Origin of the sequence: Azospirillum sp. TSO22-1 (genome assembly GCF_003116015.1) — a bacterium.
Classification (GTDB): Bacteria; Pseudomonadota; Alphaproteobacteria; order Azospirillales; family Azospirillaceae; genus Azospirillum.
This window is the reverse complement of record NZ_LGQZ01000014.1, coordinates 25859-44468: the sequence shown is the minus strand read 5'-3', so window position 1 is coordinate 44468 and position 18610 is coordinate 25859. Positions and strand designations below refer to the sequence as shown.

The following is an 18610-nucleotide window of genomic DNA, read 5'->3' as shown; positions in this document are numbered from 1 at the left end:
CACCCATCGAATGGTTTTCGCCGTGCCAACGTCCGACTCCCAGATCCTGCCGCTGCTGACCCGCATCGCCGACGCGCTCGACCGCCTCGCCCCGCCGCCGGCCCGCCCGGTGGACGTGGCGGCCGCCGACGCCTTCGTCTGGCACGCCGACCCCGACCGCCTGGATCCGGTCCCGGTGGTGAACCGGGTGGAGATCAGCCTGCTGCAGGGCATCGAGCGGGCACGCGACATCCTGCTGGACAACACCCGGCAGTTCGCCGCCGGCCTGCCGGCCAACAACGCGCTGCTCTGGGGCTCGCGCGGCATGGGCAAAAGCTCGCTGGTCAAGGCGGTGCACGCTCAGGTGACGGTGGAGAAACCCGACACCCTGGCGCTGGTGGAGATCCACCGCGAGGACATCCCCACCCTGCCCCGCCTGCTGCACCTGCTGAAGGGCCAGGAGCGGCGCTTCATCCTGTTCTGCGACGATCTGTCCTTCGACCACGACGACAGCCACTACAAGTCGCTGAAGGCGGTGCTGGAGGGCGGAGTCGAGGGGCGGCCGGACAACGTGGTGTTCTACGCCACCTCCAACCGCCGCCACCTGATGCCGCGCGACATGATCGAGAACGAGCGCTCCACCGCCATCAACCCGGCGGAGGCGGTCGAGGAGAAGGTGTCGCTGTCCGACCGCTTCGGTCTCTGGCTGGGCTTCCACAACTGCGACCAGCCGACCTTCTTCGCCATGGTCGAGGGCTACGCCGAGCGCTTTGGCCTTGACGTGCCGGCCGAGCGGCTGCACGCCGAGGCGGTGGAATGGTCGGTCACGCGCGGCAGCCGCTCGGGCCGCGTCGCGTGGCAATTCATCCAGGACCTTGCCGGCCGGCTGGGGAAGCCCCTTCGCTGAGCTGCGGGTTGCCGTCCATCTGATCGCGGGGGTCGACCACGTGCGACCCCTTGCGCAGCTCGAAATGCAGCTGCGGCGTGTTGACCGAGCCGCTCTGGCCGACCGTGCCGATCTTCTCGCCGCGCTTCACCTTGGCGCCACGCTCCACCAGCATGCTGTCGAGGTGGGCGTAGGCGGTGATCCAGCCGCCATCGTGCTTGACCAGCAGCAGGTTGCCGAAGCCGCGCAGCTCGTTGCCGGCGTAGGCGACGACGCCGTTGTCGGCGGCCACCACCGCCGTGCCCTTCGCCGCGCCAATGTTGATGCCGTCGTTGTTCAGCCCGTCCGGCTTCGGCCCGAAGCCGGACAACAGCTTGCCCTTCACCGGCCATAGGAAACGGCCGGAGCCGCGCGGCGGCGGCGCGCCGACCTCAGGCTTCGCCGGTGCGGCGACCGCGACCTCCTGCGGGGCGGGCGCCGGGGCCGGAGTGACGGCCGGCGGAGGGGGCGGAGCAGCGGCGGTCTCGGCCGGCGACGGCTTGGATCCAGGCGGGCGCAGCGTTTTGGGGGCTTGGCCGGGCTGGTAATCGCTGACGGCTGAGGGCAGCGGAGCGGCGGAGACCGCGGCCCCTGCGGCGGTAGCGGCCGGCGCGGTGACCGACGACGTGCCCGGGGCGGCCAGCGGCGTGCCCACCGGCTTGCCAGACGGGACCGGGGCCGGCGGAGGGGCCGAAGCACCGCCGGGCGGCGGCAGGTCGGACACCTGCACGCCGCCGCGGCTCACCTTGGCGGTGGGAGCGGCGGCCACGGCAGGCGCGGCGGCGCCGTCGGCGGTCTCCGTGATGCGGCTGCCGCCGGCCGGCAGGCGCAGCGGCTGGCCGGTGTGGACGGCGTAGGGCGCAGCGAGGCCGTTGAGGCGCGACAGCTCGGTCATCTCGACGTTGAACATGCGCGAGATGCTGGTCAGCGTGTCGCCCTTCTGCACGATGTACTGGCGCGAGGTCGGCAGCACGAGGCGCTGGCCCGGTTCCAGCGTGTAGGGCGGGGTCAGCCGGTTGGCGTCGATCAGGTCGCGCAGCGGCACGTTGTAGCGGCGCGACAGCGTGTACAGGCTGTCGCCGCGCCCGACGATGATGGCACCGCCGGCCGAATCCGGCGCGTTGCCGACGGTGGTGACCGGCGGCGGCGGTGCGGTGCGCTCGCACGCGGCGGCCAGCGGCAGCACGACGGCGAACACCGCCAAAGCGCGCATGCTCATGCCGGGTCGGCCCGCGGGGCATCGTCCGGCGGCGTGTCGGACAGCAGGGGCACGAAGCGGACGGGCCACAGATCCTCCCGATCGAAACCATGGTCAGTGCGGCGGATGCGGACCACGCGCTGGTCGCCGTAGTTGCCCGCCGCGAGCGGAATCACCATGACACCACCAACCGCGAGCTGTTCCGTCAAGTCTTTTGGCGGTTCCAGCCCGCCGGCGGCTGTGACCATGATGCGGTGGAAGGGCGCCGCCTCCGGCCAGCCGCGTGTGCCGTCGCCGTGGCGGGTGGTGATGTTGTGCAGGCGCAGCGCGTGGAAGCGCTTCTCCGCCTCGCTCAGCAGCGGCCGCAGCCGCTCGATGGAATAGAGTCGCCGGCACAGCCGCGACAGCACCGCCGCCTGATAGCCCGAGCCGGTGCCGACCTCCAGCACGCGGTGGCGGTCGGTGACCTCCAGCGCCTGGGTCATCAGCGCCACCACCAGCGGCTGGCTGATGGTCTGCCCAAGGTCGATGGGCAGCGCCGTGTCCTCCCATGCCTGGTCGAGGAACGAGGCGGGGACGAACATCTCGCGCGGGATCCGCTCGATCGCGGCGAGCACCTTCGTGTCGGTCACTCCCGACCGACGCAACGCCATGATCAGGCGGATCTTCCGCGCGTCGATGGTCATGGGAAGGTCTCCGCCGGATACCCCCTCCCGGCCTCCCCCCGCTGGGCGGGGGAGGGCTTTCTCTCCTCCCCCCGCCCAGCGGGGGGAGGCCGGGAGGGGGGTATCGACTCGTTCACGCAAAAGCCTGCTTCAGCGTCTGCAGCGTCGGGTTGTGGGTCAGGTCGAGGAACAGCGGCGTGATCGAGATGCCGCCGTTGAACACGGTGTGGATGTCCGTGTCCGGCGCCACCTCGGACTCGCCGCGCAGCGCGCCGATCCAGATGTAGGGCCGGCCGCGCGGGTCGACGCGCTCCATCAGCTCGTCGCCGATCTTGCGCTTGCCGTGCCGCACCACGTGGATGCCGGTCACCGCGTCCGGCCCGACCGCCGGGAAGTTCACGTTCAGCAGCACGTTCTTCGGCCAGCGCACGGTCACCGCCTTGCGGATCACCTCCGCGCCCCAGCGCTCCGCCGTCTCCCAGGGGATGGCGTCGCGGCGCTCGAAATGCGCCGACAGCGCGATCGCGGGGACGCCGAGCAGCGTCGCCTCCATCGCCGCGGCGATGGTGCCGGAGTAGGTGACGTCCTCGCCGATGTTGGAGCCCTGGTTGATGCCGGAGAGCACCAGCGTCGGCTTCTGGTCGTCCTTGAAGACGTGGTTGATCGCCAGCAGCACGCAGTCGGTCGGCGTGCCGTCCACCGTGTAGCGCTTCTCGCCCACCTTCTTCAGGCGCAGCGGCCGGTGGATGGTCAGTGAGTGGCTGGCGGCCGACTGCTCGGCCTCCGGCGCCACCACCCAGACGTCGTCGGACAACGTGCGGGCGATCGTCTCCAGCACGCGGATGCCCTGGGCGTGGATGCCGTCGTCGTTGCTGATGAGGATCCGCGCCTTGGACAGGTCCATGGGAAGCTCGAACATCATGCCGCGATCCTCTCCAGCCCGCCCATGTAGGGCCGGAGCGCGTCGGGAACCAGGATGGACCCATCCGGCTGCTGGTAGTTCTCGATCACCGCAATGAGGCAGCGCCCCACCGCCACGCCCGAGCCGTTCAGCGTGTGCACGGACTGGGTCTGTTTCTCGCCCTTCGGGCGGCAGCGCGCCTTCATGCGCCGCGCCTGGAAGTCGCCGCAGTTGGAGCAGCTGGAGATCTCGCGGTACATGCCCTGCCCCGGCAGCCAGACCTCGACGTCGTAGGTCTTGCGGGCAGAGAAGCCCATGTCGCCGGTGCACAGCACGATGGTGCGGTAGGGCAGGCCTAGCTTCTCCAGCACCGTCTCGGCGCAGCGGGTCATGCGCTGGTGCTCCGCCTCCGACTGCTCGGGGGCGGTGACGGAGACCATCTCCACCTTCCAGAACTGGTGCTGGCGGATCATGCCGCGGGTGTCCTTGCCCGCCGACCCGGCCTCGGCGCGGAAGCAGGGGGTGAGCGCGGTGTAGCGGTGCGGCAGGCTCTCCTGCTCGATGATCTGGTCGGAGGCCAGGTTGGTCAGCGGCACTTCCGAGGTCGGGATCAGGAAATGGTCCGTGTTGGTGCGGAACAGATCCTCCTCGAACTTCGGCAGCTGGCCGGTGCCGAACAGCGCGGTGTCGCGCACCATCAGCGGCGGCGCCACCTCGGTGTAGCCGTGCTCGGTGGTGTGCAGATCGAGCATGAACTGCGCCAGCGCCCGCTCCAGCCGCGCCAAACCGCCCTTCAGCACCGTGAAGCGCGCGCCGGACATGCGGGCGGCGGCGTCGAAGTCCATCAGCTTCAGCGCCTCGCCCAGCTCGAAATGCTGCTTGGCGCTGGCGATCGGCTTGGGCTCGCCCCAGCGGCGCACCTCGACGTTGGCGGTCTCGTCCGGGCCGTCGGGCACGTCGTCGGCCGGCAGGTTGGGCAGGCGGGCGAGCAGGTCGTCCAGTTCGGCGCCGATGCGGCGCTCCTCCTCCTCGGCCTGCGGCAGCCGCTCCTTGAGTTGCGCCATCTCGTCGAGGATCGGTTGGGCGTCGCGGCCTTCCTTCTTGGCCAGCCCGATCTCCTTGGCCGCCTCGTTGCGACGGGCCTGCATCTCCTGCATGCGGGTCTGCGCGGCGCGGCGGCGCGAATCCAGGTCGAGCACCGTGCCGGACATGGGCTCCAGCCCGCGGCGGGCGAGCCCGCGGTCGAAGGCTTCGGGATTGTCGCGGATGGCGCGGAGGTCGTGCATGGCGGGAGGTTTCGTCGATTGAAGGTGGGAGGCCGGTTATAGTCCGCCTCCCCCGACAAATCCAGACGGTCCAAATCCAGACGGTCCGCCCTTCCCTACCGCTGCGCGACCACCCGGTTGACGAAATCGTCGATGTCCCGGTTCAGATCGGATGCCCTCTTGGCCAGATCGCCGGCGGAGCTGAGCACCTGCCCGGCTGCGGCGCTCGCCTCCTGCGTGCCGGCGGCAACCTGGGTGACGGCGCCGGCCACGGTGCGCACACCCTCCGACGCCTCGCGGATCGAGCGGCTGATCTCGCCGATGGCGGCGCTCTGCTGCTCGGCGGCGCCGGCGATGCCGACGGCGATCTCGTCGATGTCGTGGATCATCCGGCCGACCAGCCCGATGGCCTCGGCCGTCGCCTTGGTCACCGCCTGCACCGCGGCGATCTGCTTGGTGATCTCCTCGGTGGCGCCGGCGGTCTGGTTGGCGAGGTTCTTCACCTCGGTGGCCACGACGGCGAATCCCTTGCCCGCCTCGCCGGCCCGCGCCGCCTCGATGGTCGCGTTCAAGGCCAGCAGGTTGGTCTGGCTGGCGATTGAGTTGATCAGGCTGACCACCGCGCCGATCTCCTCCGACGCCGCCAGCAGCGAGCGGATGGTGCCGTCCGCCTCCACGACCTTGCCCACGGAATCCTTGGCCAGTTCCGCCGTGCGGGCGACTCCGCGCGCCACCTCGGCGATGGCACCGGACACCTGCGAGGTCGCCGCGGCCACGCCCTCGACGCTGCCCGAGACGGTCTCGGCCGCGCTCGCCGCGCCGGAGGACTGCTCATACGTCTCGGATGCGACGTGGCTCATGCTGCCGGACGCCGCCTCCAACTCCGACGCGCTGGCCGAGAGCATCTGCGCCACCTCGCGGATGCTGGAGCCGATGTTGGTGGCGCTGTCCACGAACTCGGCACTGCGGCGCTCCATGGCGGCGAGGCCCTGGTTGACGTGCCCGGCGTAAACGGCGAAGTCGCCCACCATGCCGGTCATCACGATGCGGCGGAAGTAGCGGCCCTGCGCCGCGTACTGCATGGCGGCGTTGGCCTCCTTGCCGAACGCCTCGACGCGGTCGAGCAGGCGGTTGGTGTTGCGCAGCATCACCGCCAGCGCATCGTCGCCCGGCACGTGCAGGACGCGCGGCTGCAGGTCGCCCTTCTCCGCCGCCTCCATCACCGCGCCCGCCCGGTAGATCTTGGCGCGCGCGTCGGCGATCCAGCACGCTGCCAGACCGCACGCCGTCAGACCGCCCACGCCCAGCGCCGCCTGCACCCACTCGCCGGACACGGCGCCGAGCACGCCCTGCACCGCGACCACCGCCGCCGTGCCGCCGACCGCCCACAGGCCCTTAGAGAGAGAAGACAAATTCGTCATAGCTCACTCCCTTATCCCGCAGGATGGCGGTCAACATCGCCCCGGCGGCGGCGATGCCGTCCTTGGGGCTGGGGTGCCTGGCCTCTTCGGCCCGCAACGCTTTATAGAGCCCGGCCGCCTTCTCCACCGCCGGCCGCGTCGGCACGCGGCGGCTGGAGTGGTAACCGATGATGCGCCCGTTCCGGTCGTGCACCGGCGTGACGTGCGCCAGAACCCAGTAATGGTCGCCGTTGCGGGCGAGGTTCACGACGTAGGCGAAGATCTCCTGCCCCGTCCCCAGCGTGTCCCACAGCAGCTTGAAGACGCAGCGCGGCATGTCGGGATGGCGGATCAGGTTGTGCGGCCTGCCCAGCAACTCTTCCTCGCCGTAGCCGCTGACGCGGATGAAGACGTCGTTGGCGTAGGTGATGATCCCCTTGAGATCCGTCTTAGAGACGATGATCTCGTCGGGCTGGAAGGTGCGCTCTCGCCCCGTGAGGTGAACGTCTGGCCGCGCCATGCCTGCCTCGTACCCTTCTTTGGTTGTACGGAGCTTGTCGCATGGTAATACCAACCGCGATTGATTTGGATCAATTTTAACGTAAATTTCAAACGCGTAACGATGATCCGCCCTTCCAACCCTGGGCCGCCTGCTGGCCGAGCCGGCACGGCGGCAACCCCGTGGCGCCCTCACGGCCACCCGCGCCATCGGTCGCGCCGCCCGCCACCTCGTGCTGGCCAACCACACTGGTGTGCGTCTGGCGGTGAAACTGGAAACGTACGTGGACGAAGTGCAGGCCGAGTCGGTCAAGGTAGGGGCGTTGTAGGCCTTTCAAGCCCTTCCCCAGACCCACGGGAAGGGGAAGGGGAAGGGGCAGGGCTACGGCCCTTCTGCGCGCAATTCGTTCACCAGGATCCGCACCGTCTCGTCGAAGCGCGGCTTCGGCACCGCCTCCGGTGCGATGCCCTCGAAGACGTCCTCGCCCCTCAGCCATCGTGCCTCGGCGTCCGGCGTGCTCAACACGCGGTTGAGCCCGGCGTTCAGCTCGTACGCCACCGCCGGCAGGCCGGCCAGCGTCAGTGCCGCGCGCAGGCTCGCCTGATAGGCGCTGCGCAGGTGCATGGGCGCGGCCGGGGCCGGCAGCCCCTCCCCGCTGTTCGCTCCGAAGCTGCGCCCGCAGAGTTCCGCGTCGAAGGACGCCAGACTGCGGCAGGCGCTCGGGCGCACCGGATACATCCCGCACGCGCCATTCTCCAGCAGCGGGCAGAGCCGCGGTTCGGCGAAGCGCTCGCCGATGCCGAGGCCGTGTGTGGCGGCCTCGGCATCGGCGACGCGCGCGGCGGCAGCCGCCCGGCGCGGCCCCTTCAGGCTGCGGGCGATCAGGAACAGCTCCGGCGCCGTGGCGGCGACGTAACTGATGCAGCAGTGCGAGCAGCCCTTGCGGCACGCCACCGGCTCGCGCGGCGCGCGGCGCAGGGCCGTATCGAAACCGCCATGGATCTCCGCCGCCGCGTCGGCCGCGCTGCCGGCGCGCAGCATCCGCAGCAAGCGGCGCGTCTGGGCGAGCAGTGGCCCGGCATCATCGCCTGGCGGGATGCCGTGGCGCAGCAGCTTGTCGTCCTCGCGGTCCTGCCGACGGCGCTCCTGCCGGCTCGACACCATGCTCATGCCGCAGCGTCCTGGCGTTGGCGCCGACGGTAGAGCACGTGCAACTCGCCAGCATGGATGAAGTCGCGCTCGTAGCCGAAGCCGGCCTTCTCCATGACGCGCCGCGACGCGGCGTTGGCCGGCAGCGTGAATGCGACGAGGCTCGGCATCATCAGTCGCTCGAAGGCGATGGCGACGATGCCCTCCGCCGCTTCGGTGGTCAGGCCATGGCGCCAGTGTTCGGGCATGCAGGCGTACAGCAGTTCGGTCTCCTCGTAGCCGTCGATCAGCTTGCGGCGCAGGCCCGCGCGGCCGACGAAGGCACCGCTCTCCCTGGCGCGCAGCGTCCATACGCCGTAGCCGTGCCGGTCCCAATGGTCCAGCACGCGCTCCAGGAAGGCCTTCGTCTCCTCGCGGGTCCACACCCGGCCGCCGAGCGTCGCCATCACCGCGGGATCGGTGTGCATGCGCGCGAGGTCGTCGAGATCGTCGGGGCGGGCACGGGCGGCCAGAAGGCGCTGGGTCTCGAAACGGGCGACCACGGTTCCTCCTCTGGATCGAAAGCGCGGCGCAGTCTAATCCATCCGCGCGCCGCGCCGGAACGCGATTTCGCCATAATTCCTTGGGAATCGGCCGGAGGTCACATACCCGATTCGAAGACGACGACGCGGTTGCGCCCCTCGCGCTTGGCCCGGTACAGGGCGAGATCGGCGCGGTGGATGGCCTTCTCCAGCGTGTCGCCGGCCGACTCCACGCCGGCGATGCCCATGCTGGCGGTCATGTGGAAGCGCCCCTCCGGCCCGGGTACCGGCATGCGGGCGATGTGGCGGCGCAGGCGCTCCGCCACCACGCGCGATTCGTCCGGCGTGGTGCCGGGCAGCACCACCACGAACTCCTCGCCGCCCAGGCGGCCGAGGATGTCGTACTCGCGCAGGATGGACGAGCAGGCCCCCGCCACCATGCGCAGCGCGTCGTCGCCGGTGGCGTGGCCGTAGCTGTCGTTGATCTTCTTGAAGTGGTCGACGTCCAGCACCACCACCGACATCGGCTCGCGGAAGCGCTGCGAGCGGGCGAGCTGCTGGCGCCCCAGTTCCATGAAGGAGCGGCGGTTGTAAATGCCGGTCAGCGGGTCCTTGGAGGCCATGTCGCGCAAGGCCTCCTCCATGTTGCGCCGCTCGGTGTAGTCGTAGATCCAGGCGAGGTTGACCTCGACGCCCTGGATCACCGCCTGGTTCACCGTGAACAGCGTCCAGAAGGACGAACTGTCGGCGCGACGGAACTGCACCTCCATGTTGACCACGGACCCGGAGGTGCGCAGCCGCTCGATCACCCGTTCGCGCTGGTTGTCGTCCACGTAGTAGTCGCGCGCCAGCGAGCCGATCACCCGCTCCCTCGGAAAGCCGGTCAGCTCGGCGAAGCGGGTGTTGGCGAAGATGACCACCCCATCCTCGCGCCGCGACACGGAGACGCCGATCGGGCTCTGCTCCAGGATGGTCTGCAACCGCGCCTCGTTGGGCTGGTCCTCGACGGAGAGGTCGTGGATGACGCCGACGATGCCCGCCACCTCGCCCACGTTGTCGCGGTAGACCGCCTTCGACACCCGTGCCCGACGCGGCATGCCGTCGGCGTGCGGCACCGACTCCTCATAGCTGCGCTGGCCCCAGTTGACCAGCAGGTCGCGGTCCATGGCGGCGTGCGCGTTCGCCAGCGGCGGGGCGAGCACGTCGAAGGAGGTCTTCTCGATGACGGCGCGACGCGGCAGGCCGGTGTAGCGCTCGAACGCGTCGTTGCAGTCGGCGAAGCGCCCGTCCGGATCCTTCACGAAGACCGGGACCGGCAGCGTTTCGAACAGCACGTCCTTCATCATCAGTTGGTCGCGCAACGCCGCCTCGGCCCGGCGGTGGTGCGACACGTCAGTGACGGTGCGCAGCTCGTACGCTTCGCCGCCGTCGCCCTGGAAGTCAGTCAACGCCTCCACCACCCAGACGAACTCGCCGTCGCGGCAGCGGTAGCGGCGCTCACGCCCACCGCGGCCTTCCAGCGGCAGGCCCGGCACCGGCAGCACGCCGTCGCCGCCGCGCAGCAGCCCGATATCCTCGCCCTCCAGTTCGCCGTAGGGGTAGCCGAGCAATTCGTGCAGATGCCGGTTGGCGTAGACGATCCTGCCCGCGGGCGTGGCAATGCACACGCCGGTGGGCAAGGCGTCGAACATGCGCCAGGACCGGGGCCGCTCGGCACCGGCTCCGGTCATCGCAGTCGCCGGGGAAGCATCCGCGTCGAACATGGCGGTGAGGGTGTCATACCGTTCCGTTGAGCCGCAATGGTACTGTCGGCATAGAGGCTACCCGATGCGCGTGAGCCCTTCGGGTGCGCCATTGTGTCGCGCAACGACAATAAACCATCTAAAACGTAATGCGAATTTTATTTATCAACCACATCCTGAACGGCAGAGACGAAGCGCCGTTGCGCGGCCTCGTCAGGCGGCAGACCGAAGCGCAGCCACTCCGGGTGGTCCTCGAAGCGGCGTACCAGCACCCCAGCCCGGCCGAGCGCGTTAACGATTGGCGTGGCAAATGTGTGACTGGCAAGCCGATAGAGCGGCGTGCCGCTGATCACCGTGAAGCCCAGCCCGGCCAGCGCGCGGTCCAGCCCGGCGGCCTCCGCCGACAGCCGGCGACGCGTGGCGGCGATCCACGCCTCGTCCCGGAAGGCCTGGGTGGCGATCGCCAGGGTGGGTCCCGGCACCGCCCACGGGCCGAAGGCGTCGCGGATCACCGCGGCCAACGGTTCCGCCGCCAGCGCCACGCCCAGCCGCACGCCGGCCAGCCCGAAGAACTTCCCGAAGGAGCGCAGGACGACCAGCCCCGGCCACTCCACGGCGTCGGCGACGCTGAGTTCGGGCGCCACGTCGGCGAAGGCCTCGTCCACCACCAGCCAGCCACCGCGCGCGGCGAAGCGCCCGGCCAGGGCGAACAGGTCGGCCCGGCCGACGGCGCGGCCATCCGGGTTGTTCGGGTTGACGATCACCGCGACCTCACCGTCAAGGTCCTCGGCACGCCCGACCGTCCGCACCGCATGCCCGGCGGCGGCCCAGGCGCGGGCGTGCTCGGCGTAGGTGGGCCCGAGCACGCTGACGCGGCCCGGAGGGCGCAGCCGTGGCAGCATCTGGATCAAAGCCTGCGAGCCCGGCGCTGCAGCGGTGTGCGCGGCGGAGGGGGCGCCGTAGTACGCCGCGGCGGCGGTGCGCAATGCATCCTCGTCGCCACGGCCCGGCAGACGGGTCCAGGCGGTGTCCGGAATGGCGGGCAGAGGGTAGGGCCACGGGTTGATGCCGGTGGACAGGTCGATCCACGGCTCCGGCGCCCCGGAGAACGCCGCGCGCGCGGCGTCCAGGTCGCCGCCGTGGAGGACTTGGTCCTTGGTGCCGCCCGCTGTTTCCGCCATGATCGCGCCTCTTCCCGCCCTTGGAACCTGCCGCCCGTGGACCTACACCCGACCGTGCTCGCCGCCGCCCTCGTGATTGAGGCCATGGCCGGATACCCGGACGCCGTCTTCGCCGCCGTCCGCCACCCGGTGGTGTGGATCGGCGCCCTCATAGACCGCCTGGACCGGATGCTCAACCACGACGACGCGCCGGGATGGCAGCGCAAGCTCGCCGGGGTGCTTGCGCTGGGCGTGTTGCTGACCATCGTCGGTGCCGTGGCGTCGCTGGTGGCGGGGCTCTGCCATCTGCTGCCGCTCGGCTGGCTGTGGGAGGCAGCGCTGGCCTCGACGCTGCTGGCGCAGCGCAGCCTGTACGACCATGTGGCGGTGGTGGCCAAGGCACTGCGCACCGGCGGACTGGCGGCGGGGCGCGAGGCGGTCGGGCGCATCGTCGGGCGCAACCCGGCAACGCTGGACGAGCCGGCCGTCGCCCGCGCCGCCATCGAGAGCCTGGCCGAGAACTTTTCCGACGGCGTGGTGGCGCCGGCCTTCTGGCTGCTGGTCGGCGGGTTGCCGGGCATCGCGCTGTACAAGGCGGCAAACACGGCCGACAGCATGATCGGCCACCGCACGCCGCGGCACGAGGCGTTCGGCTGGGCGGCGGCGCGCTTCGACGATCTGGTGAACCTGCCCGGCTCGCGGCTGGCGGCGCTGCTGCTCGCCGCCGCCGCGTTCGTCACCGACGATACTTCGCCACAGCAGGCCTGGGCCTCGGTGCGTGCCGACGCCGGCCGCCACCGCTCGCCCAACGCCGGCTGGCCGGAGGCGGCGATGGCCGGCGCGCTCGACCTCCGCCTCGGCGGCCCGCGCACCTACGGCGGCACGCGGATCATGGACGCGTGGTTGGGCGCGGGACGGACCGCGGCGACCGACCGCGACATTGACCGCGCGCTGACGCTCTACCGGAACGCTTGCCTGGTCCTGGCTGGAGCGGCGGTGGTGCTGGCGCTGGTGGCGCGCGGTTAGCCCAACGACGTTCAGCCCCCCTCCGCCACGCGCAGCAGGCCGTCCACGTCCACGCACGCCTCCAGCCGCTCGGCGACCGCGTCCAATGCGTGCTCCACCGTTGCCTCGTAAGCGAGCCCCCCGCCCCGTCCGCCCAGGCCCTTGAGGAACGCGCTCCGAAAGGCGTCGGATCCGAACAAGCCGTGCAGGTAGCCCCCCGCCACCCGCCCGTCCTCGGACACCGCCCCATCCGCGGCGCCATCGTCCAGGCGCAGCATGGGGCGGGCGCAGTCCGGGCCATCGGTGCGCCCCATGTGCATCTCATAGCCGGTCACCGGCGCGCCGGTCGCCGTCTCGACACCGGTAGCCTCGGTCAGCACCTTGGGGCCACTCAGCACCGTCTCGACGTCCAGCAGGCCGAGGCCCGGCGCCTCCCCCGGCGGCCCCTCGATCCCCTGCGGATCGGCGACCCGGCGGCCGAGCATCTGGTAGCCGCCACAGATCCCCAGCACCCGCCCGCCGCGGCGGCGGTGCGCGGCGAGGTCGATGTCCCACCCCTGCGCGCGCAGGAAGGCGAGGTCGGCGATGGTCGCCTTGCTGCCCGGCAGGATCACCACGTCGGCGTCGCCGGGCAGCGGTTGGCCGGCGCGCACCATGGTCAGCGAGACCTCCGGCTCCAGCGCCAGCGGGTCGAAGTCATCGAAGTTGGAGATGCGCGCCAGCACCGGCACGGCGACGCGCAGCGGCCCGCCGCCCCGGGTGCCGGCGGTGTCCAGCGCCACCACGTCCTCGGCCGGCAGGCGGCGCGCCTCGTGCAGCCAGGGCACGACACCGAAGCCCGGCCAGCCGGTGCGCTCCGCGATGATCCGCAGGCCGCCGTCGAACAGCCGCACGTCGCCGCGGAACTTGTTGATCAGGAATCCCTTCACCCGCGCCCGCTCGTCCGCCTCCAGCAGGGCGTGCGTGCCGACCAGGCTGGCGATCACGCCGCCACGGTCGATGTCGCCGACCAGCACCACCGGAACGTCGGCCGCGCAGGCGAAACCCATGTTGGCGATGTCGCCGGCGCGCAGGTTGACCTCCGCCGGGCTGCCGGCGCCCTCGACGATGACGATGTCGGCCTCCGCGCGCATCCGCGCGAAACTGTCCAGCACGGCGCCCAGCAGCTCGCGCTTGCGCGCCAGATACTCGGACGCCCGCGCCGAACCGACCACGCGGCCCTGCACCACCACCTGGGCGCCGACGTCGGTCTGCGGCTTCAGCAGAACCGGGTTCATGTGGACGCTCGACGCCACGCCGCAAGCCCGCGCCTGCAGCGCCTGGGCGCGGCCGATCTCGCCGCCGTCCGCCGTCACCGCCGCGTTGTTCGACATGTTCTGCGGCTTGAAGGGCCGCACCGTCAGGCCGCGCCGCACCAGCGCCCGGCACAGCCCCGCCACCAGCAGCGACTTACCGACGTCCGACCCGGTACCCTGCAGCATCAGCGCGCGCGCCATCGCCCTCACCCCTTGACGTTCATCGGCAGGCCGGCGATCACGAAGCGCACCCGCTCAGCCCGCGCCGCGACGCGCTGGTGCAGGCGCCCGGCGTGGTCACGGAAGGCGCGGGCCAGCGCGTTGTTCGGCACGATGCCCAGGCCGACCTCGTTGGAGACCAGCACCACCCTCCCCTCCGCCGCGTCGAGCGCCGCCAGCAGATCCGCCGTCGCGGCGTCCACGTCGCGTTCGGCGCCCAACAGGTTGGACAGCCACAGCGTCAGGCAATCCACCAGCACCGCCGCTCCTGGCAACGCGTGCCGGCGCAGCGCGCCGGGCAGGTCGAGCGGCTCCTCCACGGTGATCCAGTCCGGCCCGCGGTCCTCGCGATGGCGGCCGATGCGGGTGCGCATCTCGTCGTCCCAGGCCTCGGCGGTGGCGAGATAGGTCCAGGGTCCGGGGCATGCCGTCACCAGCCCCTCGGCATAGCGGCTCTTGCCCGAGCGGGCGCCGCCCAGCACCAGCGTCACGTCGGCAGCCATTGCATCCCCTTCACCAGCGACCGGGGATGCGTACCACCCTCACATCCGTCACGGGAAGCGGATCGTAAAGCTGGTGTCCTCACCGGGCGCGCCCGCCACCTCGATGCTGCCGTCAAGCTTCTGACGCACCACAAGTTGCGGACGATGTTGAGGCCCAGCCCGGTCAGCCGCAACGCGCTGCGCACCACCGCGGAGCAAAGCTCACCAGGGGGTGCCGTCACGATGGAAGAAGCGGCCGTCACGATGCTGGAGGTCTTCGTCGGGATAGTGCGCCTCATCGCCGGGCGTGCGGTCGCCGACCTCCAGATAGACGGCCGCGGCCGTGCCGCGATTGACCAGATGGTGGCCGTCCGCCCTGCCGGCGGGGAAGCCGGCACACATGCCCGGCCGCAACTCGCGCTCGCCCGCATCGGTGACAAGCACCAGGGTGCCTTCCAGCACGTAGATGAACTCGTCCTGCAGGGTGTGCCAGTGCCGAAGGGCCGACTCGGCGCCCGGCTCCAGCCGCGTCAGATTGACGCCGAAATTCTTCAGACCGAACGGATCGCCCAGCTTCACCTTGGCCCGTCCGGCCACGCGCGCCCGGTACGGCGCCGGATAGCCGGTGGCCCCGCGGTTCCCCTCCAGCGTGGTGGCGTCCAGGGCGTGCGGCCCCGCCGTCGCGGCGGCATCGGTGGGCATGATCCATCCCCTGCTGTTTGTTTAGTGTCCGCGCAATGTGCCCTGTGCGATGCCGCCCGTCAAATGCCTCCGTGGGTTGCGCGGCAGGTTCGGCGAAAGCTAGGCTGTCGGGACGGCGCCGGGCGACAGCTGTTGAGGCGTTCATCGCCCAACGGCGGCGCGTCACATCGAACCGGGGAACACGATGGAGCAGGACGTCCGCATCGCCTCTCTCGGACTGGCGGGAACCCTGACCTTGCCGCCGGGTTTCCGCGCCGTCGTCCTGTTCGCGCACGGCAACCGCAGCGGACGCGACAGCCCGCGCAACCGCCACGTCGCCGCGGCGTTGCGCGCGGCCGGGTTCGGCACGCTGCTGTTCGACATGCTGACGCCCGAGGAGGCGCAGGACCGCACCAACGCGGTCGACGCGCACCTGCTGGCCGAGCGGATGCTGTTGGCCACCCAGTTCCTCTGCGACCATCCGGCGGTGGGCGGTCGGCCCATCGGCTATTTCGGCGCCGCGACCGGCGCGGCGGCGGCATTGATCGCGGCGGCGCGGGCGGCGGAGCATCACCATGTGCGCGCCGTGGTGTCGCGTGGCGGGCGCCCCGACGTCGCCGAGGTGTGGCTGGACGGCGTCGCGGCGCCGACGCTGCTGATCGTCGGCGGCGAGGACCACACGGTGCTGGAGGTGAACCGGCAGGCGCTGAACGTGCTGCACGGCATCAAGGCTCTGGACATCGTGCCCGGCGCCGGTCACCTGTTCGGGGAGCCGGGCGCGCTGGACGCGGTCGCCGAGTCCGCCGCCGCCTGGTTCGACACCCACCTGACGCCGTAACCTCCGGGAACCGATGCCGAGACTGGAAATCCTGACGCGCCGCCCCGCCGGCCGCGCCAAGCCGACTCCGTTGCTGTTCGTGCACGGCGCCTATTGCGGCGCCTGGATCTGGGGCGCCAAGATGCTGGGCTGGTTCGCGGAGCGCGGCTGGGCGGCGCACGCCGTCAGCTTGCGCGGCCACGGCGGCAGCGCCGGACGCGACCGCATCCGATTCCACACGATGGCGGATTATGTGGACGACGTGCTGGAGGCGTTCGACGGCTTCGACTCGCCGCCGGTGCTGATCGGCCATTCCATGGGCGGCATGGCGGTGCAGCGCGCTCTGCGCAAGCGCCGCGCGCCGGCCGGCGTGCTGATGGCGTCTGCCCCGCCGCACGGGCTGTGGGAGAGCAGCCTGTCGCTGGCCTTCCGCGACCCGTACGTCTTCCAGCAGATGGCGCTGCTCACCGCCTTCGGCGAGCAGGCGGTGGACCCCGAGGGCATCCGCCGGGCCATGTTCTCCGACCGCATGCCGCGCGCCGAGGCCCGGCTGTACGAGCCCTGCCTGCAGGAGGAGTCGCAGGCCGTCCTGCTGGACATGTACGGCTGGCACCCGTTCCCGCCGGTGCCGGACCGCGACATCCCGATCCTGGTGCTGGGCGCCGGCGAGGATCTGCTGGTCCCCACCGGCCAGGTGCACGCCACGGCGCGGGCCCTGGGCACCGAGGCGGTCATCGTGCCGGAGATGGGCCACACCATGATGCTGGAGCCCGGCTGGGAGCAGGTGGCGGAACGGATCGCGACGTGGCTGGAGGAGCGCCTATAGGCTGGCCTTCTGCGTCAGCACCAGCAAGACCTTGTCCTCCAACTGGTCCGGCGTGAAGGGCTTGGCAATGTAGGCGGTGACCTGCGCGGCGATGGCGCGCTCGACCGCCTGCAGGGTGGCCAAGGCGGTGACCATCAGGAAGGGCAACTCCGGCCGCGCCGCGCGGATCGACTTCAGCACCTCCAGCCCGCTCACCCTGGGCATCATCCAGTCGCAGATGATCAGGTGATAGCGCTGGTCATCGCCCTCGAAGCGTTCCAGCGCCTCCTGGCCGTCGCAGGCGAGGTGCACAGTGCCGACGCCGAGGTCGCGCAGCACCGATTCCACGTATATCCGCGGCCCCTCTTCGTCGTCCACCACCAACACGCGGAGCGCGCCCATGTCGATGAACGGCACGCCGATCATCGACAGCGACGCCTTCAGCCACGAGGCGCGGGCACCGCGCTCCTTGCCGGTCGGTGCGCTGAGCAGGAAGGTGCGGATGAAGCGCGGCCGGTGCACCTGCCGGTACAGCGCGCGGGCCACCGCCGTCCGGCTCTTGCCGACGCAGAAGGCGCCGTCGGCCGCCAGCTTGACCATGTCCAGCACGGTGTCCGGCGACGGATCGACCTTGGAGGTCAACGCCGCCAGCAGCCGGTGCGTGCGGATGAAAGCGTTTTGCGTCTCATCCACCAGCCCGGCCAGATACTCGCGATCCTCTGGCGCGAACGAGGAGTCCAGGACCATCTTCTGCACCTCGGCCAACCCCTTCAGCTTGTCGGTGCGCTCCTTCCAGCAGTCCAGCACGCGGCTGGTGAACTCGCGGCTGTCCAGATAGCTCTTGAGGTAGCCGTCGACCGCCTTCTTGGAGTTGGGGGCCAGCGGCATCGCCTGCATGGCGAACAGGGTGCGCAGCTTCTGGATGAAGCTGCGGCCCTTGACCATCTCGGGCAGCGTATCCTCGCTGACCAGCAGCGACATGCGCCGTTGGAACGCCGCCTCAGTCTTCGGGCCGCCCAGGTAGCCGTCGCCGGAGCGCAGCCGCTGCGCCATGGCGGCCAGCGTGGTCAGCTCGCGTTGCACCGTCTCGATGCCGAACAGGTCGCCGCCGTTGGTGGCGAAGCGGTCGGGCTTGGCCAGCTCACGCCGGAAGGCGACCATCAGCGCGTCGGCAATCTGTGGCATCGGCGCGCGGCGGACCAGCGTCTCTAGCTGGCGCAACGGCAGCGGCAGGGTGCCCGGCAGTTCGGCGTCGCCGGCGGCCAGCGCGACGATGGCCTCGACCAGCGGCACGAACGGCGTCTCCCCGGCCAGCGAGGCCATGCCGGATTCGGCGCGCAGGATCTCAGCCAGGAACTGGTCGACAGGAGCCAGCGCATCCGGGTCCTCGGTGGTGGAGGCGAGGTCCAGCAGCATCTCCGCCTTCTCGGCGAAGGTCCGCGCCGGCTGCAGGTGCAGCACCAGCGCCGCAGCGACCAGGAAGCGCCCGGTGAACGCGGCATCGCGCGACAGCACCTCGGCGATCACCGATCCATAGGTTTCTGGCGTGACCTCCGGGATCGGCCAGTCGCGCGTGCGGTCGCGGGTCTGCCGGGCGATCTCGTTGACCAGCGCGTTCAGCGTGCCGAGCTTGCGGCCCTGCGCGCGCTCGGCCTGCTGGATCATGCTGACGAACAGCGGATGGTTCGACAGCGCCGTCTGGTGCCGGGCGGAATGCAGCAGTTCGCCGGGCGTCAGCGCGTTCTCGTTGAGGAAACGCTCGCAGACGCGGCCAATCGCCTCGCGCCCCGGCGGCAGGTAGAACTCGTCGGCGGACTGGCAGACCAGCGCCTCGCCGGCCGCCTCCGGATCGGGGATGCCGCCGTGCGCCTCGTCGGGGGCCGTATCGGTGGTGAGGGTCAC

At 70.9% G+C, this 18610-nt stretch carries 18 protein-coding genes; 4 read left to right on the top strand and 14 right to left on the bottom strand.

Annotation, left to right across the window (positions count from 1 at the left end):
- Positions 1-10: 10 nt before the first annotated feature.
- Entirely contained in the window at positions 11-886 is an 876-nt protein-coding gene (locus TSO221_RS04475; RefSeq protein ID WP_109117277.1) for an ATP-binding protein, read from the top strand.
- Here TSO221_RS04475 and TSO221_RS04470 read toward each other — a convergent pair.
- The 10 genes from TSO221_RS04470 to cobD form a co-directional block, all read right to left on the bottom strand.
- Positions 843-2123, bottom strand: coding sequence for a M23 family metallopeptidase (locus TSO221_RS04470; protein ID WP_109117276.1), 1281 nt, complete (start codon positions 2121-2123; stop codon positions 843-845). The genes TSO221_RS04475 and TSO221_RS04470 overlap by 44 nt on opposite strands.
- The gene (locus tag TSO221_RS04465) at positions 2120-2788 is read right to left on the bottom strand and encodes a protein-L-isoaspartate(D-aspartate) O-methyltransferase (RefSeq protein ID WP_109117275.1); all 669 of its coding nucleotides are present in this window, start codon (positions 2786-2788) and stop codon (positions 2120-2122) included. Before TSO221_RS04465 ends, TSO221_RS04470 begins: the two co-directional genes overlap by 4 nt.
- A gap of 112 nt (positions 2789-2900) precedes the next feature.
- Positions 2901-3686, bottom strand: a complete 786-nt coding sequence (gene surE / locus TSO221_RS04460; protein ID WP_109117426.1) for a 5'/3'-nucleotidase SurE — start codon at positions 3684-3686, stop codon at positions 2901-2903.
- Positions 3686-4954 (bottom strand): serine--tRNA ligase, encoded by a 1269-nt coding sequence (gene serS, locus TSO221_RS04455; RefSeq protein ID WP_109117274.1) that lies wholly within the window; start codon positions 4952-4954, stop codon positions 3686-3688. The genes surE and serS overlap by 1 nt, the downstream gene beginning before the upstream one ends.
- 95 nt (positions 4955-5049) lie before the next feature.
- Positions 5050-6354 carry a methyl-accepting chemotaxis protein gene (locus tag TSO221_RS04450; protein WP_146208707.1) on the bottom strand — a complete coding sequence of 435 codons (1305 nt, stop codon included), beginning with the start codon at positions 6352-6354 and terminating at the stop codon, positions 5050-5052.
- On the bottom strand, positions 6329-6853 hold the full coding sequence (locus TSO221_RS04445) for a PAS domain-containing protein (RefSeq protein WP_109117272.1): 525 nt from the start codon (positions 6851-6853) through the stop codon (positions 6329-6331). The genes TSO221_RS04450 and TSO221_RS04445 overlap by 26 nt, the downstream gene beginning before the upstream one ends.
- Positions 6854-7213: 360 nt before the next feature.
- Positions 7214-8002 carry a YkgJ family cysteine cluster protein gene (locus TSO221_RS04440; protein WP_109117271.1) on the bottom strand — a complete coding sequence of 263 codons (789 nt, stop codon included), beginning with the start codon at positions 8000-8002 and terminating at the stop codon, positions 7214-7216.
- Complete coding sequence (locus TSO221_RS04435; RefSeq protein ID WP_109117270.1) at positions 7999-8523, bottom strand: GNAT family N-acetyltransferase; 525 nt, start codon at positions 8521-8523, stop codon at positions 7999-8001. The genes TSO221_RS04440 and TSO221_RS04435 overlap by 4 nt, the downstream gene beginning before the upstream one ends.
- 98 nt (positions 8524-8621) lie before the next feature.
- Complete coding sequence (locus TSO221_RS04430; RefSeq protein WP_109117269.1) at positions 8622-10232, bottom strand: diguanylate cyclase; 1611 nt, start codon at positions 10230-10232, stop codon at positions 8622-8624.
- A gap of 170 nt (positions 10233-10402) precedes the next feature.
- The gene (gene cobD, locus TSO221_RS04425; protein WP_109117268.1) at positions 10403-11425 is read right to left on the bottom strand and encodes a threonine-phosphate decarboxylase CobD; all 1023 of its coding nucleotides are present in this window, start codon (positions 11423-11425) and stop codon (positions 10403-10405) included.
- Positions 11426-11461: 36 nt separating this feature from the next.
- On the opposite strand from cobD, the gene cbiB reads away from it, so the two are divergent.
- Positions 11462-12430 carry an adenosylcobinamide-phosphate synthase CbiB gene (gene cbiB / locus TSO221_RS04420; RefSeq protein WP_109117267.1) on the top strand — a complete coding sequence of 323 codons (969 nt, stop codon included), beginning with the start codon at positions 11462-11464 and terminating at the stop codon, positions 12428-12430.
- Between the two features lie 11 nt (positions 12431-12441).
- On the opposite strand, the gene TSO221_RS04415 is transcribed toward cbiB, so the two are convergent.
- From TSO221_RS04415 to TSO221_RS04405, 3 genes are all read right to left on the bottom strand, one after another.
- Positions 12442-13905 (bottom strand): cobyric acid synthase, encoded by a 1464-nt coding sequence (locus TSO221_RS04415; RefSeq protein ID WP_109117266.1) that lies wholly within the window; start codon positions 13903-13905, stop codon positions 12442-12444.
- A 5-nt stretch (positions 13906-13910) separates the two neighbouring features.
- Positions 13911-14426, bottom strand: coding sequence for a bifunctional adenosylcobinamide kinase/adenosylcobinamide-phosphate guanylyltransferase (gene cobU, locus TSO221_RS04410; protein ID WP_199229383.1), 516 nt, complete (start codon positions 14424-14426; stop codon positions 13911-13913).
- A 201-nt stretch (positions 14427-14627) separates the two neighbouring features.
- Complete coding sequence (locus tag TSO221_RS04405) at positions 14628-15107, bottom strand: cupin domain-containing protein (protein WP_109117265.1); 480 nt, start codon at positions 15105-15107, stop codon at positions 14628-14630.
- Positions 15108-15291: 184 nt separating this feature from the next.
- On the opposite strand from TSO221_RS04405, the gene TSO221_RS04400 reads away from it, so the two are divergent.
- Together TSO221_RS04400 and TSO221_RS04395 are read left to right on the top strand one after the other, a co-directional pair.
- Complete coding sequence (locus tag TSO221_RS04400) at positions 15292-15924, top strand: dienelactone hydrolase family protein (RefSeq protein ID WP_199229382.1); 633 nt, start codon at positions 15292-15294, stop codon at positions 15922-15924.
- 13 nt (positions 15925-15937) lie between these two features.
- Positions 15938-16729: an alpha/beta hydrolase gene (locus TSO221_RS04395; RefSeq protein WP_109117264.1), complete on the top strand. Its 792-nt coding sequence runs from the start codon at positions 15938-15940 to the stop codon at positions 16727-16729.
- Here TSO221_RS04395 and TSO221_RS04390 read toward each other — a convergent pair.
- A complete protein-coding gene (locus tag TSO221_RS04390) occupies positions 16724-18610 on the bottom strand; it encodes a response regulator (protein WP_109117263.1) in 1887 nt (628 codons plus the stop codon). The genes TSO221_RS04395 and TSO221_RS04390 overlap by 6 nt on opposite strands.